The sequence below is a fragment of the Paraburkholderia sp. AV2 genome (genome assembly GCF_054968425.1).
Genome location: NZ_JBANLK010000009.1, coordinates 97,677 through 124,415 on the forward strand (window position 1 = coordinate 97,677; position 26,739 = coordinate 124,415).

The 26,739-nt window shown below is 64.3% G+C and carries 23 protein-coding genes and 3 tRNA genes; 8 read left to right on the forward strand and 18 right to left on the reverse strand.

Going from position 1 to position 26,739, the window contains the following annotated elements:
- Positions 1 to 147 precede the first annotated feature (147 nt).
- Together ftsH and V8683_RS09505 are read right to left on the reverse strand one after the other, a co-directional pair.
- Positions 148 to 2,037 (reverse strand): ATP-dependent zinc metalloprotease FtsH, encoded by a 1,890-nt coding sequence (gene ftsH / locus V8683_RS09500; RefSeq protein ID WP_411189046.1) that lies wholly within the window; start codon positions 2,035 to 2,037, stop codon positions 148 to 150.
- Positions 2,038 to 2,244: 207 nt separating this feature from the next.
- Entirely contained in the window at positions 2,245 to 2,907 is a 663-nt protein-coding gene (locus V8683_RS09505; protein ID WP_027795220.1) for an RlmE family RNA methyltransferase, read from the reverse strand.
- A 239-nt stretch (positions 2,908 to 3,146) separates the two neighbouring features.
- Between V8683_RS09505 and V8683_RS09510 the strand changes: the two genes are divergently transcribed.
- Positions 3,147 to 3,689, forward strand: coding sequence for a YhbY family RNA-binding protein (locus tag V8683_RS09510; RefSeq protein WP_411189045.1), 543 nt, complete (start codon positions 3,147 to 3,149; stop codon positions 3,687 to 3,689).
- Between the two features lie 113 nt (positions 3,690 to 3,802).
- On the opposite strand, the gene V8683_RS09515 is transcribed toward V8683_RS09510, so the two are convergent.
- From V8683_RS09515 to gloB, 6 genes are all read right to left on the reverse strand, one after another.
- Entirely contained in the window at positions 3,803 to 4,255 is a 453-nt protein-coding gene (locus V8683_RS09515) for a DUF4149 domain-containing protein (protein ID WP_411190514.1), read from the reverse strand.
- Positions 4,256 to 4,316: 61 nt separating this feature from the next.
- Complete coding sequence (gene greA / locus V8683_RS09520; RefSeq protein ID WP_411189044.1) at positions 4,317 to 4,793, reverse strand: transcription elongation factor GreA; 477 nt, start codon at positions 4,791 to 4,793, stop codon at positions 4,317 to 4,319.
- A gap of 220 nt (positions 4,794 to 5,013) precedes the next feature.
- Positions 5,014 to 8,280: a carbamoyl-phosphate synthase large subunit gene (carB, locus tag V8683_RS09525; RefSeq protein ID WP_411189043.1), complete on the reverse strand. Its 3,267-nt coding sequence runs from the start codon at positions 8,278 to 8,280 to the stop codon at positions 5,014 to 5,016.
- 169 nt (positions 8,281 to 8,449) lie between these two features.
- The gene (carA, locus tag V8683_RS09530; protein ID WP_411189042.1) at positions 8,450 to 9,610 is read right to left on the reverse strand and encodes a glutamine-hydrolyzing carbamoyl-phosphate synthase small subunit; all 1,161 of its coding nucleotides are present in this window, start codon (positions 9,608 to 9,610) and stop codon (positions 8,450 to 8,452) included.
- A 467-nt stretch (positions 9,611 to 10,077) separates the two neighbouring features.
- Positions 10,078 to 11,733, reverse strand: a complete 1,656-nt coding sequence (locus V8683_RS09535) for a transglycosylase SLT domain-containing protein (RefSeq protein WP_411189041.1) — start codon at positions 11,731 to 11,733, stop codon at positions 10,078 to 10,080.
- A gap of 151 nt (positions 11,734 to 11,884) precedes the next feature.
- Positions 11,885 to 12,700, reverse strand: coding sequence for a hydroxyacylglutathione hydrolase (gloB, locus tag V8683_RS09540; protein WP_411189040.1), 816 nt, complete (start codon positions 12,698 to 12,700; stop codon positions 11,885 to 11,887).
- A gap of 21 nt (positions 12,701 to 12,721) precedes the next feature.
- Here gloB and V8683_RS09545 point away from each other — a divergent pair, with 21 nt between their 5' ends.
- The 4 genes from V8683_RS09545 to V8683_RS09560 all read left to right on the forward strand — a co-directional run bounded on the left by V8683_RS09545 (position 12,722) and on the right by V8683_RS09560 (position 14,908).
- The gene (locus tag V8683_RS09545; RefSeq protein WP_411189039.1) at positions 12,722 to 13,546 is read left to right on the forward strand and encodes a class I SAM-dependent methyltransferase; all 825 of its coding nucleotides are present in this window, start codon (positions 12,722 to 12,724) and stop codon (positions 13,544 to 13,546) included.
- The gene (rnhA, locus tag V8683_RS09550; protein WP_411189038.1) at positions 13,543 to 13,992 is read left to right on the forward strand and encodes a ribonuclease HI; all 450 of its coding nucleotides are present in this window, start codon (positions 13,543 to 13,545) and stop codon (positions 13,990 to 13,992) included. The genes V8683_RS09545 and rnhA overlap by 4 nt, the downstream gene beginning before the upstream one ends.
- Positions 13,993 to 14,041: 49 nt before the next feature.
- On the forward strand, positions 14,042 to 14,785 hold the full coding sequence (gene dnaQ / locus V8683_RS09555; RefSeq protein WP_411189037.1) for a DNA polymerase III subunit epsilon: 744 nt from the start codon (positions 14,042 to 14,044) through the stop codon (positions 14,783 to 14,785).
- A 48-nt stretch (positions 14,786 to 14,833) separates the two neighbouring features.
- Positions 14,834 to 14,908 (forward strand) — tRNA-Val (locus V8683_RS09560).
- A 146-nt stretch (positions 14,909 to 15,054) separates the two neighbouring features.
- On the opposite strand, the gene V8683_RS09565 is transcribed toward V8683_RS09560, so the two are convergent.
- The 3 genes from V8683_RS09565 to V8683_RS09575 all read right to left on the reverse strand — a co-directional run bounded on the left by V8683_RS09565 (position 15,055) and on the right by V8683_RS09575 (position 17,723).
- Positions 15,055 to 15,516 (reverse strand): DUF2214 family protein, encoded by a 462-nt coding sequence (locus V8683_RS09565; RefSeq protein WP_411189036.1) that lies wholly within the window; start codon positions 15,514 to 15,516, stop codon positions 15,055 to 15,057.
- An 86-nt stretch (positions 15,517 to 15,602) separates the two neighbouring features.
- Positions 15,603 to 16,466, reverse strand: coding sequence for a hypothetical protein (locus V8683_RS09570; RefSeq protein WP_411189035.1), 864 nt, complete (start codon positions 16,464 to 16,466; stop codon positions 15,603 to 15,605).
- Between the two features lie 192 nt (positions 16,467 to 16,658).
- A complete protein-coding gene (locus V8683_RS09575; protein ID WP_411189034.1) occupies positions 16,659 to 17,723 on the reverse strand; it encodes a glycosyltransferase family 4 protein in 1,065 nt (354 codons plus the stop codon).
- Positions 17,724 to 18,441: 718 nt separating this feature from the next.
- Here V8683_RS09575 and V8683_RS09580 point away from each other — a divergent pair.
- The gene (locus V8683_RS09580) at positions 18,442 to 20,277 is read left to right on the forward strand and encodes an ABC transporter ATP-binding protein (protein ID WP_411189033.1); all 1,836 of its coding nucleotides are present in this window, start codon (positions 18,442 to 18,444) and stop codon (positions 20,275 to 20,277) included.
- 95 nt (positions 20,278 to 20,372) lie between these two features.
- On the opposite strand, the gene otsA is transcribed toward V8683_RS09580, so the two are convergent.
- Positions 20,373 to 21,833: an alpha,alpha-trehalose-phosphate synthase (UDP-forming) gene (gene otsA, locus V8683_RS09585; RefSeq protein ID WP_411189032.1), complete on the reverse strand. Its 1,461-nt coding sequence runs from the start codon at positions 21,831 to 21,833 to the stop codon at positions 20,373 to 20,375.
- A gap of 73 nt (positions 21,834 to 21,906) precedes the next feature.
- Entirely contained in the window at positions 21,907 to 22,656 is a 750-nt protein-coding gene (gene otsB / locus V8683_RS09590) for a trehalose-phosphatase (protein ID WP_411190513.1), read from the reverse strand.
- Positions 22,657 to 23,047: 391 nt separating this feature from the next.
- On the opposite strand from otsB, the gene V8683_RS09595 reads away from it, so the two are divergent.
- Positions 23,048 to 23,602 (forward strand): SCO family protein, encoded by a 555-nt coding sequence (locus V8683_RS09595; RefSeq protein WP_411190511.1) that lies wholly within the window; start codon positions 23,048 to 23,050, stop codon positions 23,600 to 23,602.
- Positions 23,603 to 23,728: 126 nt separating this feature from the next.
- On the forward strand, positions 23,729 to 24,655 hold the full coding sequence (locus V8683_RS09600) for a cytochrome c oxidase assembly protein (RefSeq protein ID WP_411189031.1): 927 nt from the start codon (positions 23,729 to 23,731) through the stop codon (positions 24,653 to 24,655).
- Positions 24,656 to 24,678: 23 nt separating this feature from the next.
- Here V8683_RS09600 and V8683_RS09605 read toward each other — a convergent pair whose 3' ends face one another.
- The 5 genes from V8683_RS09605 to pgsA form a co-directional block, all read right to left on the reverse strand.
- Positions 24,679 to 25,179 (reverse strand): GNAT family N-acetyltransferase, encoded by a 501-nt coding sequence (locus V8683_RS09605; RefSeq protein WP_411189030.1) that lies wholly within the window; start codon positions 25,177 to 25,179, stop codon positions 24,679 to 24,681.
- Positions 25,180 to 25,265: 86 nt separating this feature from the next.
- Positions 25,266 to 25,535, reverse strand: a complete 270-nt coding sequence (locus V8683_RS09610) for a DUF2164 domain-containing protein (RefSeq protein WP_411189029.1) — start codon at positions 25,533 to 25,535, stop codon at positions 25,266 to 25,268.
- Positions 25,536 to 25,590: 55 nt separating this feature from the next.
- Positions 25,591 to 25,664: transfer RNA gene (locus tag V8683_RS09615), tRNA-Cys, on the reverse strand.
- Positions 25,665 to 25,789: 125 nt separating this feature from the next.
- Positions 25,790 to 25,865: transfer RNA gene (locus V8683_RS09620), tRNA-Gly, on the reverse strand.
- A 180-nt stretch (positions 25,866 to 26,045) separates the two neighbouring features.
- A complete protein-coding gene (pgsA, locus tag V8683_RS09625; protein ID WP_411189028.1) occupies positions 26,046 to 26,636 on the reverse strand; it encodes a CDP-diacylglycerol--glycerol-3-phosphate 3-phosphatidyltransferase in 591 nt (196 codons plus the stop codon).
- Positions 26,637 to 26,739: the final 103 nt, after the last annotated feature.

Below are 26,739 nucleotides of genomic sequence, written 5' to 3' on the forward strand. Positions count from 1 at the left end.
CCACAAAAACAATATTGGCCACCAAAAAAACCGAAACATCGTAAACACAGCTGGCCCCCGTCCACCGCGGTGCAAATAATTGACAAAAAAAATGGCACGCGGCCCTTGGTCCCCCCCACACCGCCCCGCAACTTTACCGGACCCCGCTCAAGCCGGCGCGGTCGCGCTACCGGGCTTGACCTCGCTCGAGCTGCCGCCCGACGACGGCGCGTCGCCGGCACCAGGTGCGCTGCTCTTGGGCGAGCGCGGCGGACGGCCCGCCATGATGTCGTTGATCTGGTCGGCGTCGATCGTTTCCCACTCCATCAGCGCGGCAGTCATTGCCTCGACCTTGTCGCGGTTCTCGTCCAGGAGACGCTTCGCGAGGTTGTACTGCTCGTCGAGCACGTGGCGGATTTCCGCATCGACCTTCTGCTGCGTCGCTTCCGAAATCGTGCGCGTGAAGCCGCGGCCGAACGGACTGGCGTCGTTCTCGTCGTCCACATAGACCATCGGCCCGAGGGCATCGGTCATGCCGAAGCGCGCGACCATCGCGCGGGCCGTCTGCGTCGCCTTGTTGAAGTCGTCCGATGCGCCCGTGCTGAGAAGATTCAGGAACAACTCTTCCGCCACGCGGCCACCGAACAGGATTGCCAGGCGATCGAGCAAATAGTCCTTCGAATACGTTTCGTTGTCGTGCTCCGGCAACTGCCACGTCACGCCCAGCGCACGGCCGCGCGGGATGATCGTGACCTTGTGCACCGGATCGGCCTTCGGCAGCAGCTTCGCGATCACCGCGTGGCCCGACTCGTGGTAGGCCGTCGCGCGCTTCGCTTCCTCGCGGATCACGGCCGACTTGCGCTCCGGACCCATGAAGATCTTGTCCTTGGCATCTTCGAAGTCCTGCATTTCGACGATGCGCTTCCCGCGGCGGGCCGCGAAGAGCGCGGCCTCGTTCACGAGGTTCGCGAGGTCTGCGCCCGAGAAGCCCGGCGTGCCGCGCGCGATCACGGCCGCGTCCACGTCGTTGGCGATCGGCACCTTGCGCAGGTGCACCTTCATGATGTGCTCGCGGCCGCGAATGTCAGGCAGCCCCACATAGACCTGACGGTCGAAACGGCCCGGACGCAGCAGCGCCTTGTCGAGCACGTCGGAACGGTTCGTTGCCGCAATCACGATGACGCCCGAGTTCGCCTCGAAGCCGTCCATCTCCACGAGCATCTGGTTCAGCGTCTGTTCGCGCTCGTCGTTGCCGCCGCCCATGCCGGCGCCGCGATGACGGCCGACCGCATCGATTTCGTCGATGAACACGATGCAAGGCGCGTGCTTCTTGGCCTGCTCGAACATGTCGCGCACGCGGGCCGCGCCCACGCCGACGAACATTTCCACGAAGTCCGAACCCGAGATGCTGAAGAACGGCACCTTCGCTTCGCCGGCAATGGCGCGGGCGAGCAGCGTCTTACCGGTGCCCGGAGGGCCGACCAGCAGCACGCCGCGCGGAATGCGGCCACCGAGCTTCTGGAATTTCTGCGGATCGCGCAGGAAGTCGACGAGTTCGGACACTTCTTCCTTGGCTTCGTCGCAGCCCGCAACGTCGGAGAAGTTGACCGCGTTGTTGTTCTCGTCGATCAGCCTTGCGCGGGACTTGCCGAAGGAGAACGCCCCGCCTTTGCCGCCCCCCTGCATCTGTCTCATCATGTAGAACCAGAACACGATGATGAGGATCGTCGGTCCCAGGTAGTACAGTGCGGAAACCAGCGCGTTCGGCTCTTCGTCGGCCTTGCCGCTCACCTGCACGCCGTATTTCATCAAGTCGCCGACCATCCAGATGTCACCCGGGGAGACGATCTGGTATTTCTGGCCATCAGCCGGAGTGACCGTGAGGTTCCGCCCCTGCACCACGACGCTCTTGACCTTGCCGCTTTTCGCGTCGTCCATGAACTGCGAATAGGAAACGCCTTCCTGGACACGGGGCTTGTCGAACTGCTTGAACACCGTAAACAGCACCAGTGCGATCACCAGCCACACTGCTGCCTTGGAAAACATGTTGTTGTTCAAAGCACCACTCCTTCACTCATTGACGGGCGCCTACATTTGCCTTGCGACACCACCAAAGCATTCTAATCCACTACGCCAGGCCCCGCCATAACGATTCGCTAACGCGGGAATAGCCTCAGAGCCTTGTCCGGCGAGCCTTCCGGGCGGCTTTGCAGCCACCGGCGGCGCGTCATGGACAAGCCTCACGTGCGGGCGAATGCCCCCTTCTCAACGGGGTCGCTTCAGCTGTTTACCCAATATAAACGTTTCGGCCGATTTATCCCGCGAAGCTTTCGGTTTGCGGGCGGCCACGATCTTGAACTGATGCTTGAATTTCTCGACGATCTGGCTATAGCCACTGCCGTGAAAACATTTTACTAAAAGGGCACCATCCGGCTTCAAATGATTCTGCGAGAACTCGAGCGCGAGATCGCAGACATGCTCGATGCGCGCAGCGTCGGCCGATGCCACCCCCGAGAGATTGGGTGCCATGTCCGAAATTACAAGATCGACCGGGCGTCCGCCCACGCGTTCCTCGAGTTGCGCGAGCACCTCGTCTTCGCGGAAGTCGCCCTGAATGAAGTCGACGTCGGCAACCGGCTCCATCGGCAGCAGGTCGAGCGCGATGATCGTGCCATCGATGCCACCCTGGCGTTGCTCGTCACGCTTCGTACCCAAGGCGAGCTTGTTACGCGCGTACTGGCTCCAACTGCCCGGCGCCGCGCCGAGATCCACGATCACCATGCCGGGGCGGATCAGCTTGTCCTGCTCGTCGATTTCCTTGAGCTTGTAGGCAGCGCGGGCACGATAGCCCTCCCGTTGCGCCATTTTCACGTACGGGTCGTTGATATGGTCGTGCAGCCACGACTGGTTGAAGCGGTTTTTTGCCATTAAAAATGAACTCTTGCTGCGTGATTGCGCGCTTTTAGCGGATAATACGCGTTTTATTCGTGCGGCCGCCGCGGCCCGTCCGGCAGAGGTCACGCCGGCTTTCGCCCGCGCCGGGCCGTTCCCACGGTTTTTTCCGTAGTTCCGATGCGCTGTCCGCCAGGCGAGCCGCTCATGCCACAGGCATGCCGCTCATTGCCGCCTGCCGGCGGCCGTCATTTTAGTCGAGTCTGCCAGATCCCATGCCCGCCCTCTCTCTTTCTGCCGAACAGCGCGCCGAACTGCGCTCCGCGGCTCATGCGCTCAAACCGGTTGTGCTCATCGGCGCGGAAGGGTTGACCGACGCCGTCCTCAAGGAAATCAAGGTTCACCTCGCCGCGCACCAGCTCATCAAGATCCGCGTGTTCGGGGACGAGCGCGAAGAGCGCATCGCAGTCTATGAAGATATCTGCGACCGGCTGAACGCCGCCCCCATCCAGCACATCGGCAAGCTGCTCGTGATCTGGAAGCCCGAGGAAGCCGCGCCGAAGACCACGACGGCCCGTGCCGGCGCACGCGGCACCGTCAAGCGCCCGGCTGGCGACGTACCGAGCGCGGGCGATGCGCGCCGCGGCGCCGCGCCCCGCGTCGTCAAGGTCGTCAAGCCGAGCGAAAACCCGATGCGCAAACCGAAAGCGCAAAAAGTCGTGGTCAAGGGCAACGAGCGCGTTACGCAAGGCGGCAACGTCAAGCGTGCGAAGAAGCGCCAGACCAGCAGCAAGCGCGTCCACCAAGGCTCGAAGTAAGTCGCTAAGCCAGGCAATCTAACTACACGCGCCGCCCGGCCTTGCCGGCGGCGCGTTTTTCTTTCCGGACGGGACGAAAAGCGTGGGCCGCCCACCCCGCGCGGCAACGCAATTCAGAGCGGATGACGCTGTGGCGTAACGACGCGTGCTGACGGCAGAAGCCACACTAGCGCAACGCCCAGCAGGCTCTCGACCAGATAGAAGAGGCTCGATACGCCGTGCAGCATGCCGAAGCGGCTCGCGTAAGGCGAGTTCGCGATGTCCATGCCGGCGTTCATCGCCTCCACGCGCAACGCGTTCATGAACGGCTGCAACGCGAAGTAGCCCACCAGCACACACACGAGCATCCCGACCAGCAGCCAGCGCAACCGGCGGTACTGCAAGGCGCCGCGCCGCGCAAGCTGGTTCGAGAGCACGAGCATCAGCACGCCGCACACTGCGCCCAACCAGCCTTCGATACGAAAGAGCTGGGCCGCGACCGAGCCGGCCGTCATGCGTTCGAGCGAAGCGAACAGTACGGGCGCAACCGCATAGCCGATAGTGAGCTGGCTGCCCACCCACAGCATGGCGAGGAGCCCGAACAAGCGATGCGGAGCCGGGGAAACGGATGTCACGTTGGCGTGCCCGTCAGACGTACCGAACCTCGATGACTTCGTACTCGCGCACGCCGCTCGGTGCCTGCACCGCGGCGACGTCGCCTTCCGACTTGCCGATCAGCGCACGCGCAATGGGCGAACTCACGGAGATGAGGCCATGCTCGAGGTCGGCTTCGTCGTCGCCGACGATCTGGTACGTGACCGACTTGCCCGATTCGAGGTCTTCGAGATCGACCGTCGAGCCGAACACGATGCGGCCGTCCGCTTCCAGCGTAGCCGGATCGATGACTTGCGCCGCCGCCAGCTTCGACTCGATTTCGGCGATGCGGCCTTCGATGAAGCCCTGCTTCTCCTTTGCCGCGTCGTACTCCGCGTTTTCGGACAGGTCGCCCTGCGCGCGCGCTTCGGCGATGGAATTGATGACCGCCGGACGTTCGACGGATTTCAGGCGCTGGAGCTCTTCGCGAAGTTGGTCCGCGCCGCGCCGGGTCAAGGGAATCGTGCTCATAAACAACTCGTATGGCCGGTTAAAGCCGCAATGAGGCCGCGCCACGAGCGCTTGCGCGAACGTTGCGGCCATAAAAAAATCACCGCGGTTAAGTGCATCCCGCGAGGGTGGCGGCGCGATCTGGCGCAGCCCGAAAACCCTGTTGGAACGCCGCTTAACCGCGGCACATATTCAGCTGGTTTGTCTGCCCTGTTCCGTTATTGGACAGACACTCGAAGCCTTAGTTTAGGCGAGCGTGGAGTCCTTGTAAATCATAGACTTCCAGGTTCTTCAGATAGCGCAGACCCTCCACGGCGGCCCGCGCTCCCGACATCGTAGTGTAGTACGTGACCTTGTTCGCCTGTGCGCTCATGCGGATCGAGCGCGAATCGGCGATCGCGGCGCGCGTCTCGTCGACGGTCGTGAACACGAGTGCGATCTCGCCGTTCTTGATCATGTCGACGATATGCGGACGGCCATCCTTCACCTTGTTCACGACCTTCACCGGCACGCCGGCCGCTTCGATCGCAGCGGCCGTGCCTCGCGTCGCCACGAGCCCGTAGCCGAGCTCGTGCAGCATGCGGGCGACTTCGACCGCCTTCGGCTTGTCCGAGTCCATCACCGTGATGAACACGGTGCCCGACTCCGGCAAACGCGAACCGGCCGCGAGCTGCGACTTGAAGAGCGCTTCGCCGAAGGTCTTGCCCACGCCCATCACTTCGCCCGTCGAACGCATTTCGGGTCCGAGCACCGGGTCGACGGTCGGGAACTTGATGAACGGGAACACCGCTTCCTTCACGCTGAAGTACGGCGGGACGACTTCCTTCGTCACGCCTTGTACGCCGAGCTTCTGGCCGACCATCGCCCGGGCCGCGATCTTCGCGAGCGGCAGGCTCGTGGCCTTCGACACGTACGGCACCGTACGCGAGGCCCGCGGGTTCACTTCCAGCACGTAGATGACGTCCTTCTTCGAGCCATCTTCCGGATTTGTGTCGGAAGGAACCTGCTGAATCGCGAACTGCACGTTCATCAGGCCGACCACATTCAGCGCCTTGGCCATCGCAGCCGTTTGACGCTTCAGTTCGGCGACGGTCTCCTTCGAAAGCGAGTACGGCGGCAGCGAGCACGCCGAGTCGCCCGAGTGCACGCCCGCCTGCTCGATGTGCTCCATCACGCCGCCGATGAACACGGCTTCGCCGTCGGAGATGCAGTCCACGTCGCATTCGATCGCGTCGTTCAGGAAGCGGTCGAGCAGCACCGGCGAATCGTTCGACACCTTCACGGCCTCGCGCATGTAGCGTTCGAGGTCGCGCGGCTCGTGGACGATTTCCATCGCGCGGCCGCCCAGCACGTACGAAGGACGCACGACGAGCGGGTAGCCGATTTCGTCGGCGAGCTTGAGCGCCTCGTCTTCAGCGCGCGCGGTGCGGTTCGGCGGCTGGCGCAGGCCGAGGTCCTGCAACAGCTTCTGGAAGCGCTCGCGGTCTTCGGCCGCGTCGATCATGTCGGGCGAGGTGCCGACGATGGGCACGCCGTTCGCTTCGAGGTCGAGCGCAAGCTTCAGCGGCGTCTGGCCGCCGTACTGCACGATCACGCCAACCGGCTTTTCCAGGTCGACGATTTCGAGCACGTCTTCGAGCGTCACCGGCTCGAAGTACAGACGGTCGGACGTGTCGTAGTCGGTCGAAACGGTCTCGGGGTTGCAGTTGACCATGATCGTTTCATAGCCGTCTTCGCGCATGGCGAGCGCGGCGTGCACGCAGCAGTAGTCGAACTCGATACCCTGGCCGATCCGGTTCGGGCCGCCGCCCAGCACCATGATCTTCTTGTTGTTCGTCGGGTTGGCCTCGCACTCTTCCTCATAGGTCGAGTACATGTAGGCCGTTTTCGTCGCGAACTCGGCTGCGCAGGTATCCACGCGCTTGTAGACCGGGCGCACGTTCAGCTCGATACGGCGCTTGCGCACGTCGGCGGCGTTCGCGCCGAGCAGCTTCGCAAGGCGGCGATCCGAGAAACCGCTTTGCTTCAGGAAACGCAGTTCGTCCTTCGAGAGGCTCGCCAGCGTGCGGCCCTTCACGGCCGCTTCCTTCCTGACGATCTCTTCGATCTGCGCGAGGAACCACGGGTCGATCGCGGTTTCTTCGAAGATCTCTTCGCGCGTCATGCCCACGCGGAACGCGTCGCCCACATACCAGATGCGGTCCGGACCGGCTTCGCCGATCTCGCGGATGATCTCGTCGCGGCTCGCGGTCTTCTCGTCCAGACCGTCCACGCCCACTTCGAGGCCGCGCAGCGCCTTCTGGAACGACTCCTGGAACGTGCGGCCGATCGCCATCACCTCGCCCACCGACTTCATCTGCGTCGTGAGACGCGGATCGGCTTCGCGGAACTTCTCGAACGCGAAACGCGGGATCTTCGTGACGACGTAGTCGATGGTCGGTTCGAACGAAGCCGGCGTCTGGCCACCCGTGATTTCGTTCTTGAGTTCGTCAAGCGTGTAGCCGACGGCCAGCTTCGCCGCCACCTTGGCGATCGGGAAGCCCGTGGCCTTCGAGGCCAGCGCCGACGAACGCGAGACGCGCGGGTTCATTTCGATCACGATCATGCGGCCGGTACGCGGGTCGATCGAGAACTGGACGTTCGAACCGCCGGTGTCCACGCCGATCTCGCGCAGGACTGCCAGCGAGGCGTCGCGCAGGATCTGGTATTCCTTGTCGGTGAGCGTTTGCGCCGGTGCGACCGTGATCGAGTCGCCGGTGTGGATGCCCATCGGGTCCAGGTTTTCGATCGAGCACACGATGATGCAGTTATCCGCCTTGTCGCGGACCACTTCCATCTCGTATTCCTTCCAGCCGAGCAGCGATTCTTCGATCAGCAGCTCGCGCGTGGGCGAAAGATCGAGACCGCGCTTGCAAATCTCTTCGAATTCCTCACGGTTGTAGGCGATACCGCCGCCCGAGCCGCCCAGCGTGAACGACGGACGGATCACGACCGGATAGCCGCCCGTGCCGGTGGCCGCGGTAATTTCCGCGTGGACCTTGAGCGCCTCTTCCATCGAGTGCGCGACGCCCGACTTCGCTGAGCCAAGGCCGATCTTCGTCATCGCGTCCTTGAACTTCTGGCGGTCTTCGGCCTTGTCGATCGCTTCCGGCGACGCGCCGATGAGTTCGACGTTGTACTTCTTCAGCACGCCGTGGTGGTGCAGGTCGAGCGCGCAGTTCAGCGCGGTCTGGCCGCCCATCGTCGGCAGGATCGCGTCGGGGCGCTCCTTCTCGATGATGCGCTCCACCACTTCCCACGTGATCGGCTCGATGTAGGTGACGTCGGCCGTGTTCGGGTCGGTCATGATCGTCGCCGGATTGCTGTTGACGAGGATGACCTTGTAGCCTTCTTCACGCAGCGCCTTGCAGGCCTGCGCGCCCGAATAGTCGAACTCGCACGCCTGGCCGATGATGATCGGACCCGCGCCGATGATGAGAATGCTCTTGATGTCTGTCCGCTTGGGCATAACGCTCTCGCTAAATATTTCTGTGTCTTGACTCCGGGCGAGCGGCGCGTGCGTTCACACGCTGCTGCTCGCCCTCGGGCGTGCGCGGTGGCCGGCGCGGTGGCCAGTTTTCCTGCCTGCTTTCCCTGCTCGCTGCGCGCCCTGCTCTGCTCCGCCTTGCGGCTGGCGCTTACGCTGCCGCCGTGCTGCGCTTGTCGCCCCTGGCGTTGTCCATCAGCGCGGTGAAGCGGTCGAACAGATAGCCGATGTCATGCGGGCCCGGCGACGCTTCCGGGTGACCCTGGAAGCAGAACGCGGGCTTGTCGGTCAGCTCGAAGCCTTGCAGCGTGCCGTCGAAGAGGGAGACGTGCGTGACGCGCGCGTTCGCGGGCAGCGTGTCGGCGTCCACGGCAAACCCGTGGTTCTGCGACGTGATGACCACGCGGCCATCGCCAAGATCCTTTACCGGATGATTCGCGCCATGGTGGCCGGTCTTCATCTTCATGGTCTTCGCACCCACGGCGAGACCCATGATCTGGTGGCCGAGACAAATGCCGAAGGTCGGGATACCGCGTGCGATGAACTCCTGCGCGGCCTTGATCGCGTAGTCGCACGGCTCGGGGTCGCCGGGGCCGTTCGAGAGGAACACGCCGTCCGGGTTCAGTGCAAGCGCATCAGCCGCGCTGGCCTGCGCCGGCAGCACCGTGACGTCGCAGCCGCGCTCGGCCAGCATGCGCAGGATGTTCTGCTTCACGCCGTAGTCGAACGCGACGACCTTGTACTTCGGCGCCGACTGCGTACGGTAGCCTTCGCCCAGACGCCATTCGGTCGTGTTCCACTGGTACGACTTTCCGGTCGAAACCACCTTGGCGAGGTCCATGCCCGCGAGGCCCGGGAACGAGCGCGCGAGTTCGATTGCCTTCGCCTCGTCATCCGAGCCGGCGAGAATGGCGCCGTTCTGCGCCCCCTTGTCGCGCAGAATGCGGGTGAGCTTGCGCGTGTCGATGCCGGCGATCGCCACCACACTCTCGTCGCGCAGATAGTCGCCGAGCGTGCGCTCCATGCGGAAGTTCGAGGCGAGCACCGGCAGGTCGCGGATGATCAGCCCGGCGGCATGGACTTTCGTGGCTTCGACGTCTTCGGCGTTGACGCCGACGTTGCCGATATGCGGGTACGTCAGGGTGACGATCTGGCGTGCATAGCTCGGGTCGGTCAGGATTTCCTGATAACCGGTAATGGCCGTGTTGAACACGACTTCACCGATGGTATGACCCGGCGCACCGATCGAATAACCACGAAAGACCGTGCCGTCGGCGAGCGCGAGCAGAGCGGGAGAGAATGACGGCAACACGGGAGACTCCTTGGGGGAACACCCTGTGCCGACCTGTTTATCCGACCGGTGACCTTGCGGCGGCTGCGGCGTCGGCATCGTTTTCAAGATGCGCGCGCGGCTCATTCGCAATTCGTCGCTTTATGTCGCATGTTGCGGCGGCTTTCGTCCGGGGCCAGGCTGCCCCCGGTTTCGCGCCCCGGCCTGAAAGGCTTCGGGAACAGGAATCGAGCGGCACCGACGGCGAAAAGCGCAATACGCGGGCGGCGGATGAACGGATGGGAAGAGGTAGGCGCTAGGGTGCGGGTTGATAAGCTCAAACCTTGAAATTATAGCCCGAAAGTACCCTTTCCTTCAAATTCCAGGATAACGCGGAATGAAAACGCCGTCACCCAAAGGGCGACGGCGCATAAAGTAAAACGATGAGTGATCGGAGCGAACTGCCATGCGCTGCCCCCGCAACGCATGTGGTCACCCTTCGCAAGCCGCTATTTTGATGTCTGCTTTTGCGCGTGGGTGCCGGCCTTCTGGCGGCTTGCCGTACCCTTCGACGCCTTGCTGGGCGCGGCGCTCGACGATTTGGCCTTGACCGGATCGGAAACCTTCACGACCTCGGCGCGCTCACGACCGTGCTTCTTATCGTAGCGCGACTTCGAACCCGTGTCTGCCACCTTGGTGCCAATACGCTGCACGCCGCCGCCCGACACGTTCGTCGCAATCCGTTCCGGCCCCGGTTCGCTCGGCATCGCCTTGCCGACCGCCACGTGCAGCACCAGCACCTGGCCCGGCATGACGTAGTCGCGGTGGGTCTTGTTCCACCCCTTCAACTGGCCGACCGACACGCCATAGCGGCTCGCCACCGTGTCCATGGCCTGCTTGCGGCGCACGCGGATCAGCATCTTGCGCGTGTCGGGCACGTCCGGCTCCATCGCGAGCACGGCGCTTTCGGCAACGTCGGCGCTGATGTCCTCGTCGTCATCGCTGTCGGTGCGCGGCACCACGAGCGTCGAGCCCGCCTTGAGGCGCATGCCGGCCGGAATCTTGTTCACCGACATCAGCGTATCGGCATCGACGCCGATCTTTTCTGCGAGCGCGGCAGGCGTGGTGCGCGCGTCGGTGGTGTAGACGGTCCACGACGACAGTTGGCCCGTGTAGGCCTTCAGGTTGTGCTCGAACGCGCTCGCGTTGTCGAACGGCAGCAGGATCTGCGGCTGCGTCGCGCCGAGAATGACGGGCTTCTTGAACGACGGGTTGAGCGAACGGAACTCGTCGGGCGTCATGTTCGCGAGCTTCGCGGCGACGTCCACGTCGATATCGTGCGACGTGGTGACCGTGACGAAATACGGGTGGTTCGGGATCGAGGGCAGCGTGAGGCCATACTGCTGCGGGTTCATCACGATGTTCTTGATGGCCTGCAGCTTCGGCACGTAGTTACGCGTCTCGTTGGGCAAGCGCAGGCTCTCGTAGTCGGTGGGTAAACCGGCCGCCTGGTTGCGCGCGATCGCGCGCTGCACATTGCCCTCGCCCCAGTTGTAGGCGGCGAGCGCGAGATACCAGTCGCCGAACATGTCGTGCAGGCGAGAGAGATAGTCGAGCGCGGCGCTCGTCGAGGCGAGCACGTCGCGGCGCTCGTCCTGCCACATGTTCTGCTTGAGGTTGTAGGTGCGCCCCGTATCCGGCACGAACTGCCACATGCCCGCCGCCTTCGCCACGGAAAGCGCCTGCGGGTTGTACGCCGATTCGATGAACGGCAGCAGCGCCAGCTCGGTCGGCATGTGCCGGGCTTCAAGCTCTTCGACAATGTGATAGAGGTACTTCTGCGACCGCTCCGTCATGCGTGCGACGTAGTCGGGCCGCTCGGCATACCACTGGGCATTCATGTCCACCAGATCGCTCTGGAGGTCGGGCATCTGGAAACCGCGGCGAATACGCCCCCACAGATCGGCGTCCTGGCTCGTCAAGGAACTGACCGAGCCATTGTCGACGTCGATGGTTTCCTGGGCTGCGGAGGTCTTGCGGAGTTGGTCGGCGGCGGCCTGGGGATCGGCTGTGGCGGGATTGTTGGCGGAATGACTCGCAGATGGTCCCCCGCTCGCGCAAGCGGCGAGCATCAGGACCAGCAGCGCACTAAAAATAAATCGCATGAACGTCTACTTGCATGGCTGGAATTTGCAGCCGATGGTACGGAACGTACACGTTTGCGTCAACCGGAAATATACGAAAAAACCATGAAAATCCGTAGCTTGGGTGCACTTCCGTACTTTCGGGATGAGCTTGCCCCTTGACACGCGCGGCTTAGCGGAACCGGTTCTTCCACTCGCGCATCAGCGTGAATGCCGCCAGGCGATCAGACACCGTTTCATGAAGCTGATCGGCAAGGCTCGCCTGGACCGACGGATCGCCCGCGCGCAGGAACGGATTCACGGCGCGTTCGTGCGCGATCGTGGTGGGCAGCGTGGGCACGCCGCGCTCGCGCAGCGCCGCCGCGTCGCGGCTCCAGGTGTGCAGCGCGGCGTTGTCCGGGTCGCAGGCCAGCGCAAAGCGAATGTTCGACAGCGTGTATTCGTGCGCGCAATGCACTTCGGTGTTGCCGGGGAGTGCCGCGAGCGCGTCGAGCGAGGCGAGCATCTGCGCGGGCGAGCCTTCGAACAGGCGGCCGCAGCCGCAGGCGAATAGCGTGTCGCCGCAGAACAGATGCGGCACGCCCGCCGGATCGGCTGCCTGGAAGTAGGCGATATGGCCGCGTGTGTGGCCGGGCACGTCGAGCACGGTAAAGTCGAGCGCCGGCGCTTCCAGCCGCACGCGATCGCCGCCTTTCACGCGCGTGACGACCGGGTCGAGCGGCCCGAGCGCCTCGCCGGCCGGGCCGTAGACCGGCACGCGTTGGCCGTTCAGCAGATCGGCCACCCCGCCGACGTGGTCGTTGTGATGATGGGTGAGTAAAATAGCGACGAGCCGCCAGCCGCGCTTCGCCAGATACGCGCGAACGGGCGCGGCCTCGCCCGGATCGACGGCGATTGCATTGCGGCCGTCCGACACGACCCAGATGTAGTTGTCATCGAAGGCCGGAACCGGTACGTATTCGTACGCGTACTCAAGCGGACTATTCATTGGGGCGGCGTATTCTTCGACATGTCTGACCGAACGATTATAGACTGGCCCGCCTGGACCGCTTCGCCTGCCGGCAGGTATGTCCTCGACTGGGAGCAGGAGCAGCTAGATCGCGTGGTGTCGAATATTTTCGGCTACCACGCGCTGCAGCTCGGCATGCCGCATCTCGACGCCCTGCGCGAGAACCGCATGCCGTGCCGCGGGCTCGTGCTCGACGCGGCGAGCGCCGCGAGCGAACCCTATACCGTGCCTCCGGCCGACGGCGGCGCGGCATCCGCGCGGCGTCATGCCCCCGAGGGCCGCAGCACGGTCTGGTGCGATTTTCTCGACTTGCCGTTCGAGGCGCAGAGCGTCGACCTGATCGTGATGCCGCACACACTCGAATTCACGAGCGATCCGCACCGCCTGCTGCGCGAGGCGGAACGCATCCTGATGCCCGAGGGACAGCTCGTGATCGTCGGCTTCAACTCGCTCTCGCTGTGGGGCGCGCGCCAGTCGGCCGGCAAGCTGACCGGCAAACCGTTCCTGCCCGCGCGCCAGGACCTGATCGCGTTCACGCGCCTGAAGGACTGGATCAAGCTGCTCGGCTTCGAACTCGAGCGCGGGCGCTTTGGCTGCTATCGTCCGCCGCTCGCCACCGAGCAATGGCTCGGCCGCTATGCCTTCATGGAAGCCGCCGGCGACCGCTGGTGGCCGATCTTCGGCGCCGTCTATATGGTTACGGCGATCAAGCGCGTGCGCGGCATGCGCCTCGTCGGTCCGCTAAAGGTCAAGAAACCGGTGCTGGCGCCAAGCCTGAAGGCCGCCGCCACGACACCCTCCCCCACACGCAACAAGGACTCATGAACGCACCCGACTTCGTCGAAATCTTCACGGACGGCGCCTGCAAAGGCAACCCCGGCCCCGGCGGCTGGGGCGCGCTGCTGCGCTTCGGCACGCTGGAAAAAGAACTGTTTGGCGGCGAAGCCGTCACGACCAACAACCGCATGGAACTGATGGGCGTGATCGCCGCGCTCGAAGCCCTCAAGCGTCCATGCACCGTGATCGTCCATACCGACTCGCAGTATGTGCAGAAAGGCATCAGCGAGTGGATCCACGGCTGGAAGAAAAAGAACTGGATGACGGCGGCGAAAACGCCCGTCAAGAACGACGACCTGTGGAAGCGGCTCGACGCGCTCGTCGCGCAACACCAGGTGGAATGGCGCTGGGTGAAGGGCCACGCCGGCCATCCGGAAAACGAACGCGCCGACGCGCTCGCGAACCGCGGCGTCGCTTCGCTCGCCGAACTTTGAGCGCCCGTCCGCGCTCGCCTATCGCAACATACGATTTTTCCGATCCGACATGCGCCAGATCATTCTCGATACCGAAACCACCGGCCTGAACGCCCGCACGGGCGACCGCATCATTGAAATCGGCTGCGTCGAGCTGGTGAACCGCCGGCTCACCGGCAACAACCTGCACTTCTACGTCAACCCCGAGCGCGACAGCGACCCCGGCGCGCTCGCGGTACATGGCCTGACGACCGAGTTCCTCTCCGACAAGCCGAAGTTCGCCGAAGTGGCCAACGAAATCCTCGACTTCATCCAGGGCGCGGACCTCATCATCCACAACGCGCCGTTCGACATCGGCTTTCTCGACGCGGAGCTCGCGCTGCTCGGCAAGCCGCCGTTCAAGGAGCACTGCGGCGAGGTGATCGATACGCTGGTGCAGGCCAAGCAGATCTTCCCGGGCAAACGCAATTCGCTCGACGCGCTGTGCGATCGCTTTGGCATCAGCAACGCGCACCGCACGCTGCACGGCGCACTGCTCGACTCGGAACTGCTGGCGGAGGTCTATCTCGCGATGACGCGGGGCCAGGAAAGCCTTGTCATCGACATGCTGGGTGAGACGGCTGCGACCGGCGACGTCGCGGCGCCCCGCGTGCAGATCGAGACGCTCGCGCTGCCTGTGATCGCCGCGACCGACGAAGAACTGGCGGCGCACGACGCCGTGCTCGACGACCTCGACAAAGCACTCAAAGGAACGAGCGTGTGGCGCACGCAACCCGCCCCGGAAGAAAAGCCGACGGATGCGCAAATTGCTTAAAAAGGGCTTTACAAGATTCGGAAAGCCCGTCATAATCCAAAGCTCTTCGGGTGGTTAGCTCAGCGGTAGAGCACTGCCTTCACACGGCAGGGGTCACTGGTTCGATCCCAGTACTACCCACCAGAATTTCTGGTGTTGGTAAAGACAAGCACCGAAGAACAAAAGCCCCCAGACGCCAGTCTGGGGGCTTTTTTCATTACAGGGCATTTACTTCGCATCCCTTAGATTCCAGACCGGCTCACCTACACCCGCATCGCACGGGGTCAGCCTCAAGCCCCCGTGTCGATCCCGATCCCGCGCGCCATACCCGTAGCCGCAAACACCATTACCACGAGCAACGCCGTTTGCCATGCGCCGATGCGCGCATACTTCGGCGCCCCCGTCAGGTCCGGCACATCGCCGCGCCGCACGGCGAGACGCCAGCGCAGCAGCGCCATCATCGGCGCGATCTCGAGCAACAGGATCAGCACGAGCGCGCCCATCTTCACGTGAAAGAGCGGCTCGTGGAAGTAATACGACGCGCCCTTCTCGAAACCGCCGAACGCGCGCATCGCTCCGGTGACAATCAGCACGAGTGCGGAGAGTCCCCAGCCATTGTCGGCACCGAAGATGCCGGGCAGGTCTTCCGTCGACGTGCAGCGGCGCAATCCACGCGAGCGCCGCAAAATCGAGGCGAGCGCATAGCCGAAAGCGAGGAGATGAACGGCGGCAAGCAACCAGCGTGAGTACATCGCAACTCCTCCAGGTTGACGGCAAGCACGGCAAGCCCAAAGCGAAGTGCGCCCCGCGATGCCGCAACAGCGCGCCGCCGGGAGAATCAGACTTGCTTCAGAGCGGCGTCGAGCGCGCGCGCGGCCATGCGATCGCCATCGGTAGCGAGCCGCACGCGAAACACGGTTTGGCGGTTATGGCCCGCCGCGGCGGGAGAATCCCACAGCAACTCGACCTTCGGCCGACGATGCGCCGCGTGCTGGACGGCTGTGGCGCCGGAGGACGGCGCCGGCGATAACGGTCCGGCAGCGGTAGCCGCCACCTCCGCCAGCACGGTACCCTCCGGCCCAGGCGGCGAGGCCGGCACGACAGCCGGCGGCGCCTCCTGCAGCCAGCGCACCGAAAGCTCGCGCGCGTCGTACTGGCCAACCTTGCGGCTTTCCAGCCAGACGATCGTGGTACGCGTGGCGGCGTCGAGCGAGACCGCGTAACGGCCGATCGCGAAACGGCGCGCCGCGATGTTGGAGCGCCAGAGCGCCCGCGGGCGGCAGATCCACACGACGGCGGCATACAATGCCGGCGCAACGACGAGCCAGCCATTGGTTGCCGCCACGGCCTGCACCGCGCGCCGCCAGCCGGACATCCAGACGAAGGCGCCCACCGACCACAGCGCGAACAGGCACCCGAGCAGGCCGAAGAATCGCAGCGCCTGGCGCAGCCACTGCGGCAACGGATGGAACGGCCGCTCGACGCGCGCCTTCGCGCCGGGCAGAACGATCAGAAGAAACAGGAACACGAGATTGATGCACGCCCACGGCGACGAGGCCATTCCTTCGAGCGATGCGATGAAATTCATCTGCGCCATCGAGAAGAGCCACCGCGCGAGGATCACGAGACCGATCGCGCGCAAGGCGAACATCGTCCCGGCGCCGGGTACGGCGACCGTGGGCGTCGGTCGGGATCTCGCCAAAGCTTTTCTCCTCTTAATTCTGGTGGCTGCTGGTCCTGCAGAACGGCCATTATAGGGACATTGCCGCCCGCGCTCACGCCGTGCGCGCCACGCGCACATAAAAGACAACGCCCCGGCGCGCAGGGCACAGGGGCGTTGCTGAAAGACACGACGGGACAGCGCCCGCCGCTCCGGCACGAGGCCGGCGGCGTCTTAGCCGGCGGCGACTTCGCGCAGCACGGTGCGGCGCTTCTGACGCAGCAGTTCTTCGTACACGGCGACGTAGTTCCGCGCCATCACTTTCGACGAGAAGCGGGCCTCGAACGCGGCACGGACCTTCTCGCGCGGCAGCGTCGACAGGCGCTTGATCGCCGCGACGGCGCTGATTTCGTCTTCGACGACGAAACCCGACACGCCATTGTCGATGACTTCCGGCACCGAGCCGCGCTTGAACGCGATAACCGGCGTACCGCAGGCCATGGCTTCGATCATGACGAGGCCGAAGGGCTCCGGCCAGTCGATCGGGAACACCAGTGCGTGCGCATTGCCGAGGAACTCGCGCTTTTCATGCTCGCCGATTTCGCCGATGTACTCGACGTGCGGCAACGCCATCAGCGGCTTGATGACTTCTTCGTAGTAGGCACGGTCGGCCTTGTCGATCTTGGCGGCAACCTTGAGCTTCATCCCTGCCTGACCGGCGATGCGAATTGCCTTGTCAAGACCCTTCTCCGGCGAAACGCGGCCGAGGAAGGCCAGATAGCCGGGCTCGACGTTCGGAATCGGCTTGAGCACGTCTTCCGGCAGGCCGTGATAGACGGTCTGCTGCCAGGCGGCCTGCTGGAGCGGGATGCGCTGGTTGTCCGAGATCGAGACGACCGGCACGTCGTTGAACGCATTGAAGATCGGCTGCAGTTCCGGCAGGTCGAGACGGCCGTGCATCGTCGTGACGAACGGCACTTCCTGACGCTGGAACAGCGAGAACGGATAGTAGTCGATGTGGAAATGCAGCACGTCGAATTCATGCGCGCGGCGGCGCACTTCTTCGAGCAGCAGCATGTGCGGAGCCATCACGTCGCGGATCGTCGGATCGAGGCGCAGTGCCTGCGGCCAAAACGCTTCGAGCTTTGCCGAGGTGATCGAATCGCCGCTTGCGAACAGTGTGACGTCGTGACCCTGTTCGACCAGCGCTTCGGTCAGGTAGGAGACCACCCGTTCCGTGCCGCCGTACAGCTTGGGAGGAACCGCCTCGTGCAACGGAGCGATTTGAGCGATTCGCATAGTGGTGAACTCCTTCCTCGTAATAAATCGGGCAAAGTACTGCAAGTTTGACAATCGACCCTCGGTGGCGCCGGCAGCCTTGCCGCACGTCATCCCGGGCGTTCCGTACCGCTAACCGCGCCGGCTCTGCCGACACACTGGCCGTCGCGCTTTCAGGCAGACGGAACGGCTCAGGCGGTAAACGCGCAGGGTTCGCGGTCGTTGACACACAAGCTGTCAGATTCCCTACGCTATCCGAGTCGGCATTATCCCGGTTCGGGACCCATGCCACCCAAAACATTTCAAATACTTTACGTTGTTACAAACCGGAAACAATCCACAACTCTTTGTTTTAAAAGATGGTTTTAAATTGGGTCGCCTGTCCGGATGCAAATCGGGGGTCTCGCGCACGGCAATTGCGGCAGCACTTCCGAACCTTGCTGCGCCGCAGCGCCCGTCGTCGGACGCGCCATGCACGCGACGTCAACGGAATCCGCAATTGTATCTCCAAAATGGCTCGCAACGCCTGTTGAACCTGTGCAGCAACAGACTGTCGGCAAGGCATACCCCGCGTCATGACGTCGCGATATGATGCGCGTCCCATGGCCATAGGCGATGCACCACGCGCAGGGCGTGTTTACAATGCTGGAAAGTCCGTCGTGGGCTGCCGCTACCGCGCCTTCCCATTTCTTTTTTCAACTTGCACGGACCCAGCTCCGTCAGACCGACCACCGATCAATTGGAACATCTGACCATCGCCCAGCGTAATGCCCACAACGCAAAGCTCGCGAGCTATGCGCGGCGTCCGCTCGCGTTCCTGTTTCGCTATATCCGACGTCACCCGTTCGCCCATGCCGTCGTGCTGGCCAGCGTGTTCGCCGCCGTCGGCTGCGCCCTCGCCTCGCAGTACGCGATCAAGCACCTGATCGACGTGCTCGGCGCAGGACGTCACCACCCGGGGCCGCTGTGGACCGCGTTCGCGATCCTCGTCGGCCTGATCGCCGCCGACAACCTGCTCTGGCGCGTGGGCGGCTGGTTCGCGGCGCACACCTTCGTCGCCGTGACGGGCGACCTGCGGCGCGACCTCTTCCAGTACCTGAGCGGCCACTCGCCCACGTATTACGCGGAAAAGCAGCCCGGTACGCTCGCGAGCCGCATCACGGCAACCTCGAACGCCATCTATACGGCCGAGAACACGACCGCGTGGAACGTACTGCCGCCCTGCATCGCCGTGGCGGGCGCGATCGTCATGATCGTCTCGGTCAATCCGTTGATGGCCGCCGCGTTGCTGTGCTGCTCGGCCATCCTCTCGGTGATCCTCTTCAAGCTTGCGGGGCGCGGTTCCTCGCGCCACCACGCGTTCGCGACCAGGGCCGCGGCCGTGGACGGCGAACTGGTGGACGTGATCGGCAATATGGCGCTCGTACGCGCCTTCGGCATGACCTTCCGCGAGCAGACGCGCTTTCGCGCGACCGTCAAGGCGGAACTGGACGCGCGTCGCACGAGCCTGCTCTACCTCGAAAGGCTGCGCCTCCTGCACGCCGTGATCACGGCGATGCTTTCGGCCGGCCTGCTCGGCTGGGCGCTGTGGCTCTGGAATCAGGGCCGCGCCACTTCGGGCGACATCGTCCTCGTGAGCTCACTCGGCTTCACGATCCTGCACGGCACGCGCGACCTCGCCGTGGCGCTCGTGGACGTGACGCAGCACGTCGCGCGGCTCGCGGAAGCCGTCCAGACGCTGCTCGAGCCGCACGGCATGCCCGACCGCGACGACGCCGCCGAGCTCGTCGCCCAGGGCGGCCGCGTGGATTTCGAAAGCGTGACCTTCGCCTATCCGCACCGCAAGCCCATCCTCGACCACTTCGACCTGCACATTGCGGCCGGCCAGCGCGTCGGTCTGATCGGCAAGTCGGGCGCGGGCAAGACCACGGTGCTCGCGCTGCTGCAGCGGTTCTACGAACTGCAGGGCGGCGCGATCCGGATCGACGGCGAGGACATCGCAAAGGTCACGCAGGACAGCCTGCGCAACACCATCGCGCTCGTGCCGCAAGACATCTCGCTCCTGCACCGCTCGATCTACGAGAACATCGCTTACGGCCGCCCCGAGGCGAGCCGCGAGGAAGTGATCGAGGCTGCGCGCGAAGCGCGCTGCGCCGACTTCATCGAAGCCATGCCGGAAGGTTACGACACGATCGTGGGCGACCGCGGCGTGAAGCTTTCGGGCGGCCAGCGCCAGCGCATCGCGATTGCGCGCGCGATCCTCAAGAACGCGCCTATTCTGCTGCTCGACGAAGCGACCTCGGCGCTCGACAGCGCCTCCGAAGAGGCGATCCAGCAGGCGCTCGACCGGCTGATGGTGGGCCGCACGGTAGTCGCCATCGCGCACCGCCTCTCCACGCTGCAGAACTTCGACCGCATCATTGTGATGAGCTCGGGCAAGGTGATCGACGACGGCAGCCCGGAAGAGCTGCGCAACCGTCCGGGTCTCTACCGCGAGCTGCTAGCCAAGCAGCATGGCAAGCATTCCACGCTGCATCTCGGCAGCAAGAAGAGCGACGAGAAACACGTCGCCTGAGGCGTTTCCGCCGTCTGAAACGGAAAAGCCGCTTCCTGTTCTGTGAAGCGGTTTTTTTCTGTGCGAAGCGTGGGCACCCCGGGCGAACGCGTCGCTCAGCTCGCGTCCAGAACCTGCCCTGGCGCCTCGCCATGCGCCGTCTCCGCGACCGGCAGCGCGACGCCGCGCCGCTCGCCGATCCGCATGAGGTCGCCCAGAAAGCGGTCACGCCAGACCGACACGTTGTTCTCGCGCAGTTGCGCCATCATGTCCCGATAGCGCGCCGCCCGCTCGGCAAGCGGCATCGAGAGCGCGGCGGCCAGGGCGTCGGCCATGCCGTCGATGTCGAGCGGATTGACGATCAGCGCGCCGGTGAGTTCCTGCGCGGCGCCCGCGAAGCGCGAAAGCACGAGCACGCCGGGGTTCTCCGGATCCTGCGCCGACACGTATTCTTTCGCGACGAGGTTCATGCCGTCGCGCAACGGCGTCACGTAGCCGACGTGCGACGCGCGGAACAGCGCCGCCAGCACCGCCCGTTCGTACTGACGATGGATGTACCAGATCGGCGTCCAGTCGAGCTCGGCGAAGCGGCCGTTGATCCGCCCAGACTCCGCTTCGAGCTTGAGGCGGATGTCCTGATAGGCATGGAGGTCGGCCCGCGTGGGCGGCGCGATCTGCACGAACGAGACGTTGTTGCGCTCGCCGGCGTGCTGGTCGAGCAGACGCTCGAACGCGCGAAAACGCTCCACGAGTCCCTTCGAGTAATCGAGCCGGTCCACGCTGATGATGACCTTGCGGCCGTGCAGCGTGGATTTGAGCGTACGCACGGGCTTGCCGCGCTCGCCGGCCTTTGCGAGTCCCGCGACCTCGTCCGGATAGACGCCGATCGGGTAGTCGTTGGCGACCAGCGTCTGGCCGAATGCCTGGATGCGCGCCACGCCGCCCGGCAGGCGCTCGACCGTTCCGCCCGCCTCGTTGACGACGTAATCGCAAAACGCGCGCAGATCGGGCTTCGTCTGGAAACCGACGAGGTCGAACGAGCACAGCGCCTCGACGAGGTCGCGATGCGGCGGAACCGCCAGCAGCACCTGCGAAGCAGGAAACGGAATGTGCAGGAAAAAGCCGATGCGGTTCTTCACGCCCGCCGAGCGCAGCGCCTGCGCGAACGGGATCAGGTGATAGTCGTGGACCCAGATCACGTCGTCGTCGCGCAGGAGCGGCACGAGCTGCTGCGCGAGCCACGCGTTCACGCGGCAGTAGCCCGCGTATTCGTGGCGGTCGTACTGGACGAGATCGGCGCGATAGTGGAACGCGGGCCACAGCGTCGCGTTCGAAAACCCGCGGTAGTACTGGTCATAGTCGCGACGCAGGAGCCCGATGGTAGCGAACGTCACCGGGCCGCGTTCTTCCAGCCGGATCTGCGGCTGGCCCGAAGCCAGCACGTCGCCGCTCCAGCCGAACCACATGCCGCCGGTTTCCTTCAGCGCATCATAAACACCCACCGCAAGGCCGCCCGCCGCCGGTCCGCCTTCGGAAATGGGTGCGACCCGGTTCGACACGATGATCAATCGGCTCATGAGATGCGGGTTCCGTCGAGGAGTGGGTAAGGGTGCGGCGGGTGCAGCGGACCGGCCGCAGAGAGGCCAGGCGTCACGCCACGCGCATCGCCGCGACCAGCGACGTCAGCCACGCAAGCAGCGCATCCACCGAGTCGACACGCGTCTGCGCGATCGTATCGCCGCCGCCGACCTTGATCGACAATCCGTGCTGTGCGTTGACGACGGCAAAACCCTTCTCGTCGGTGAGATCGTCGCCGGCAAACACCGGACGGCGCCCCGCGAACGGCGGCTCGTCCAGGAACGTGCGCAGCGCGCGGCCCTTGTCGACGTCCTTGGGCTTGATTTCGTAGACCATCTTGCCGGGCTGTAGCACGTAGGCCTGCGCGAATTCGCCGGCAAGCCGCGTGGTCGCCTCGCGCGCAACCGGTTCGTGCTCGGGCGCGTTCCGGTAGTGCAACGCCAGCGCCGCGCCCTTGATTTCGAGGAGCGTGCCGGGATGCGTGCGCACCACTTCCGCGAGCACCTGCTCCATGTGCAGGAGCCGCTGATCGTTGAAACCCACGCGCTGCGTGTCGCCGTTGGCGTCGCGGCGCTCGGCGCCGTGCAGGCCCGCCACCGGCAGGTCCGGCATGCCGAGGAATGCGTCGATGCTGTCGATGCCGCGCCCGGACACGATCGCCACCGCGCCGTGCGTGAGGCGCCGCAGCTCGCCGAGCAGCGCGAGCATGTCGGGCCGCACGAGCACGCCATCGGGTGTTGGCGCAAGTTCGACGAGCGTGCCGTCGAAATCGAAGAAGAAGGCCGTCTGATCTGGCGGCAATACAGCCGGTAGTCCTTGCATTACGTGTTTTTTCATCCCTCGGCGCTAGCCGCGCATTGGTCCGGCGGGTCCGGCGAACGCTGGGCTGCTGGAGAAAGTGTGCGCATCTTACCTCGCCTTCGGTCGATTTTCGAGCGTGTAAGGTTGGACACGCCATCCTTCCGGTTCGCTGCCGGGTTCTTTGCCGGGTTCTTGTTAGGTACGACAGTCCCTCACTAATTTTGCTACAGTCGCAGAAAGTTGCTGGCCGTCGGTCTCCGCTAACCGCCTGCCACGAACCACGAAGCAAAATACCGAGACATTCGCCGAGACGCCCTTGTTCCGCAAGCTCTCCCTCGCCACGCTTCCCGCCCTGCGCCACCGCGGCGCCCGCGCACGGCTTGCCGGAGGCACCGCGATCGTGGCGGGAGCGATGCTGGTCAGCGCCTGTTCCCATCCCGCCGCCCCCTGGCAGCTCACCAACGTTACCGGCCACCTGCCTGACCTCAGTTTCAGCCTGACCGACGACGACGGCCGCCCGGTCACGGGCGTGAGCTTCCGCGGACAAACCACGCTCGTGTACTTCGGCTACACGCACTGCCCGGACATCTGTCCCGAGACCATGGCGCGGCTGATGCAGGTGATCGCAAAACTCGGTCCCGAGGCACGCGCCGTGCGGATACTCTTCGTCAGCGTCGATCCCGCACGCGACACGCCTGCCGTGCTGCACAGCTATATTGCGGCATTCGACTCGCAACATGCACTGGGCCTGACCGGCAGCGACGGCCAGATCGAGTCGCTCGCCAGGCACTATCGCGTGGCGTACCAGTTGGAAAAACCCAATCCCGACGGGAGCTACGACGTCACGCACAGCTCGGCGGTGTATGTGTTCGACGCACAAGGCCGCGCGCGGCTGCTCGCGACCGACAACGACGCGCCCGATGTGATCGCGCACGATGTGCGCCGTGTGATCGACGATGCCGGCTGAGTCATTTGCTTCATGCCGGGTCCGCTGTGGCTGCCCCACGGGAATCCGCCCTACCGATAACGCCGCGGTCCGCCTGCCGGCATTCGGCGTGCGCTCGCAAGTCTTGACGCGGGAGATCCGCCAACCATGAACCTGCTCTACTGGCTCGATCCCTGGGAGCCTTCGCCTACGGTCGTGATCGCCATCGCGACCGCCGCGATCCTTTTCGTGCGCGGCCAGCGCCATGCACGCGTATCGCTCGCACGACGCATCTCGTTCTGGTTCGGGCTCGGCGCGCTCTATGTCGCACTGCATACGCGGCTCGATTACTACTTCGAGCACGAATTCTTCATGCACCGCGCGCAGCATCTGGTGCTGCATCATTTGGGGCCCTTCTTCATCGCGCTCGCCTATCCTGGCGCGGCCCTGCGCGCGGGCATTCCGTTCGCATGGCGCCAGCGCTTCGTGCGGCCCGCGCTAGCGGCGCGTCCCGTGCGTCTCGCGCTGGATGTCGTGATGCATCCGGTCGTCGCCGTGACGCTCTTCGTCGGGCTGATCTATTTCTGGCTGTTTTCGCCGATCCACTTCATCGCGATGCTCGACTGGCGCCTCTATCGCGTCATGAACTGGAGCATGGTGATCGACGGCCTCATGTTCTGGTGGCTCGTGCTCGACGCGCGCTCCGCCCCGCCCGCGCGGCTCGCGCCGGGCAAGCGCGTGCTGGTGGTGATTGCGGCGATTCCGCCGCAGATCCTGCTCGGCGCGTTCATCTTCTTTACGCCGCGCGAACTCTACCCCGTGTACTCGATCTGCGGACGCGCCTTCACCTGGCTCAGCCCGATGCGCGACCAGCAGATCGGCGGCCTGTTGCTGTGGATTCCGGGGTCGATGATGAGCGTGATTGGCGCACTGGTTGCGCTGCGCCACTGGATGCGGCTCTCGGCGCGCGGACGCCTGCGCCGCCGCGATCGGCCGGCACGCCCGCAGCCGTCCGCCGTGCCGGGTAGTGCGCCCCGCAATGCGTCTGGCAGTGCGCCCGACGGAGCGCACGACCGCGAGCCCCAGCGCACCTGAACCGCGCCTGCGCAACGCCGCAGTTACTCCGACAGTGAATCCGACCGCATCCAGACGTGCGGGATGCCGTCTTCGTCGTGGATTTCCGAAACGGGCCTGAAGCCGAACGCGCCATAGAACTTCTGCAGATGGGCCTGGGCGTGCAGCCGCATCGGGACGTCGGGCCACTGCTGCGCGATGTGATGAATCGAGCGCTCAAGAAGCGCATTGCCGAGCTTGATGCCGCGATAGCCGGCGGTGGTCAGCACCCGGCCGATGCGAACGTCGGGGTCGTCCGCATCGGGCAGCAGCACGCGCAGATAGCCCGCCAGCACCGGGCGCTCGCCGGCCGTGTCCCACGCAAACAGGTGCCACGCGCCGGTATCGAGGCCGTCGATGTCGCCATAAACGCATTCCTGCTCCATGACGAACACTTCGGATCGCGCCCGAAGCATTGCGTAAATTTCGCGGGGATCGAGCGCGTCGAAGGCTCTCCAGCGCCAATCGAGATGGGCAAGCGGCAATGCGCGGGACTGCGTGGTCATCGGAACTTTCCGTCAAGCGTCGTGTGAAATGGCAATTATGCCGCGCCCTGCTAACGCCGTGCAGGCGTCACCCAGTGCGAAATGCATCATTTACGCTTCGGTTGCGCGTACTTGCGCCAGTACTGGAATGGCGCTTCGTGCAGATCGATGTCAAGATCGGCGATGCGTGCCTGCATGTGCTCCTGCGCGTCGGCAACCGCCTGGTTGTAGATCACCGGCGCGATCTCTTCGAGGAAAAAACCGAGCAGCGCACCGGCCGCGATATTGCCGATGGACTCCTCCATGTGGGTGTCGAAGTAACGCTGGATCGACGCGATGGCATCGCGGCGCGCGTCTTCAGGGAGTTCGATGGCCATGGCGAAAAAAACGATGGGGGAAAAGAAAAAGCCCTGACAAGTCAGGGCTTTTGAATGGAGGCGCGAGCCGGAGTCGAACCGGCCTACACGGCTTTGCAGGCCGCTGCATAACCGCTTTGCTATCGCGCCGGAAGCGGACTGTCCGTACATGAAGCGCGCTTGCGCCCGCAACGACGGGACAGATTTGTGCGGCAGTTCGACATACCGGTCGAAGCCTGCCAAACAAAAGGGGAAGCGCTGCTTCCCCGGATATCTGGAGCGGGAGACGAGTCTCGAACTCGCGACCTCAACCTTGGCAAGGTTGCGCTCTACCAACTGAGCTACTCCCGCATATTTGCACCATCTCACCGCTACTTGACTGCATCTGCGGCGATTTCCACCGCATCTGCTTGCTGCTGACTTTGTCGTGCAGCGGAGAAGTGAGATTATGTATAACCCGCTGAATCGTGTCAACCCCTACCGGCAAACTTTTTGAATAGGGGACACCGGACGGGAACACCTCGCGCGCGCTCAAAAACTCCCGCGCTCGCGGATCTGCGGCCAGGCGAGCTTCATATAGTAGAGCATCGACCAGATCGTGAGGAACGCTGCGACATAGATGAGCCACGCCCCCCATACACGCGAATCGAACAGCGTCACGCCGCCTATCGTGAGCGGCGCATAGAACAGCAGCATCGGGATCGCCACCATCTGGCAGGCCGTCTTGAATTTGCCGAGCGAGTTCACAGCAACGCTCTTCGACGCACCGATCTGCGCCATCCATTCGCGCAGTGCCGAAATCGCAATCTCGCGGCCGACGATCACGAGCGCGATCGCCGCGTCGAGCCGGGCGAGGTGCACGAGGATCAGCAGCGCCGCCGTGACCATCAGCTTGTCCGCGACAGGGTCGAGGAACGCGCCGAACGACGAGGTCTGGTTCCATCTGCGGGCGAGATAGCCGTCGAACCAGTCGGTGAGCGCCGCCAGCACGAAGATCAGCATCGCCGCCGTGTTCTGGTGCGTCAGGCTCAACAGCGACTCGGGCAGATAGAACACGCCAACCACCAGCGGGATCAGTACGATCCGCAGCCACGTCAGGAGAATAGGAAAATTGAACGGCATCGGCTGGCGCTGTCTGTCGAAAGGAGTTGCAATTGTGCCGCGTAGCCGCACCTGCCACAAGCAACTGAAAGGCGGCGACCCAAAGGCCGCGCGGCGCGCGGTC

Coding starts and splice junctions, on each gene's coding strand:
- V8683_RS09565 (WP_411189036.1), bottom strand. CDS start 15,516: ATGTACTCACGCTGGTTGCTTGCCGCCGTTCATCTCCTCGCTTTCGGC.
- V8683_RS09595 (WP_411190511.1), top strand. CDS start 23,048: ATGCTGGTCAGCGCCTGTTCCCATCCCGCCGCCCCCTGGCAGCTCACC.
- rnhA (WP_411189038.1), top strand. CDS start 13,543: ATGAACGCACCCGACTTCGTCGAAATCTTCACGGACGGCGCCTGCAAA.
- greA (WP_411189044.1), bottom strand. CDS start 4,793: ATGAGCACGATTCCCTTGACCCGGCGCGGCGCGGACCAACTTCGCGAA.
- gloB (WP_411189040.1), bottom strand. CDS start 12,700: ATGAATAGTCCGCTTGAGTACGCGTACGAATACGTACCGGTTCCGGCC.
- V8683_RS09610 (WP_411189029.1), bottom strand. CDS start 25,535: ATGGCCATCGAACTCCCTGAAGACGCGCGCCGCGATGCCATCGCGTCG.
- carB (WP_411189043.1), bottom strand. CDS start 8,280: ATGCCCAAGCGGACAGACATCAAGAGCATTCTCATCATCGGCGCGGGT.
- V8683_RS09575 (WP_411189034.1), bottom strand. CDS start 17,723: ATGCGAATCGCTCAAATCGCTCCGTTGCACGAGGCGGTTCCTCCCAAG.
- V8683_RS09535 (WP_411189041.1), bottom strand. CDS start 11,733: ATGCGATTTATTTTTAGTGCGCTGCTGGTCCTGATGCTCGCCGCTTGC.
- V8683_RS09510 (WP_411189045.1), top strand. CDS start 3,147: ATGCCCGCCCTCTCTCTTTCTGCCGAACAGCGCGCCGAACTGCGCTCC.
- pgsA (WP_411189028.1), bottom strand. CDS start 26,636: ATGCCGTTCAATTTTCCTATTCTCCTGACGTGGCTGCGGATCGTACTG.
- otsB (WP_411190513.1), bottom strand. CDS start 22,656: ATGCAAGGACTACCGGCTGTATTGCCGCCAGATCAGACGGCCTTCTTC.
- V8683_RS09515 (WP_411190514.1), bottom strand. CDS start 4,255: ATGCTGTGGGTGGGCAGCCAGCTCACTATCGGCTATGCGGTTGCGCCC.
- V8683_RS09505 (WP_027795220.1), bottom strand. CDS start 2,907: ATGGCAAAAAACCGCTTCAACCAGTCGTGGCTGCACGACCATATCAAC.
- V8683_RS09600 (WP_411189031.1), top strand. CDS start 23,729: ATGAACCTGCTCTACTGGCTCGATCCCTGGGAGCCTTCGCCTACGGTC.
- otsA (WP_411189032.1), bottom strand. CDS start 21,833: ATGAGCCGATTGATCATCGTGTCGAACCGGGTCGCACCCATTTCCGAA.
- dnaQ (WP_411189037.1), top strand. CDS start 14,042: ATGCGCCAGATCATTCTCGATACCGAAACCACCGGCCTGAACGCCCGC.
- V8683_RS09545 (WP_411189039.1), top strand. CDS start 12,722: ATGTCTGACCGAACGATTATAGACTGGCCCGCCTGGACCGCTTCGCCT.
- V8683_RS09605 (WP_411189030.1), bottom strand. CDS start 25,179: ATGACCACGCAGTCCCGCGCATTGCCGCTTGCCCATCTCGATTGGCGC.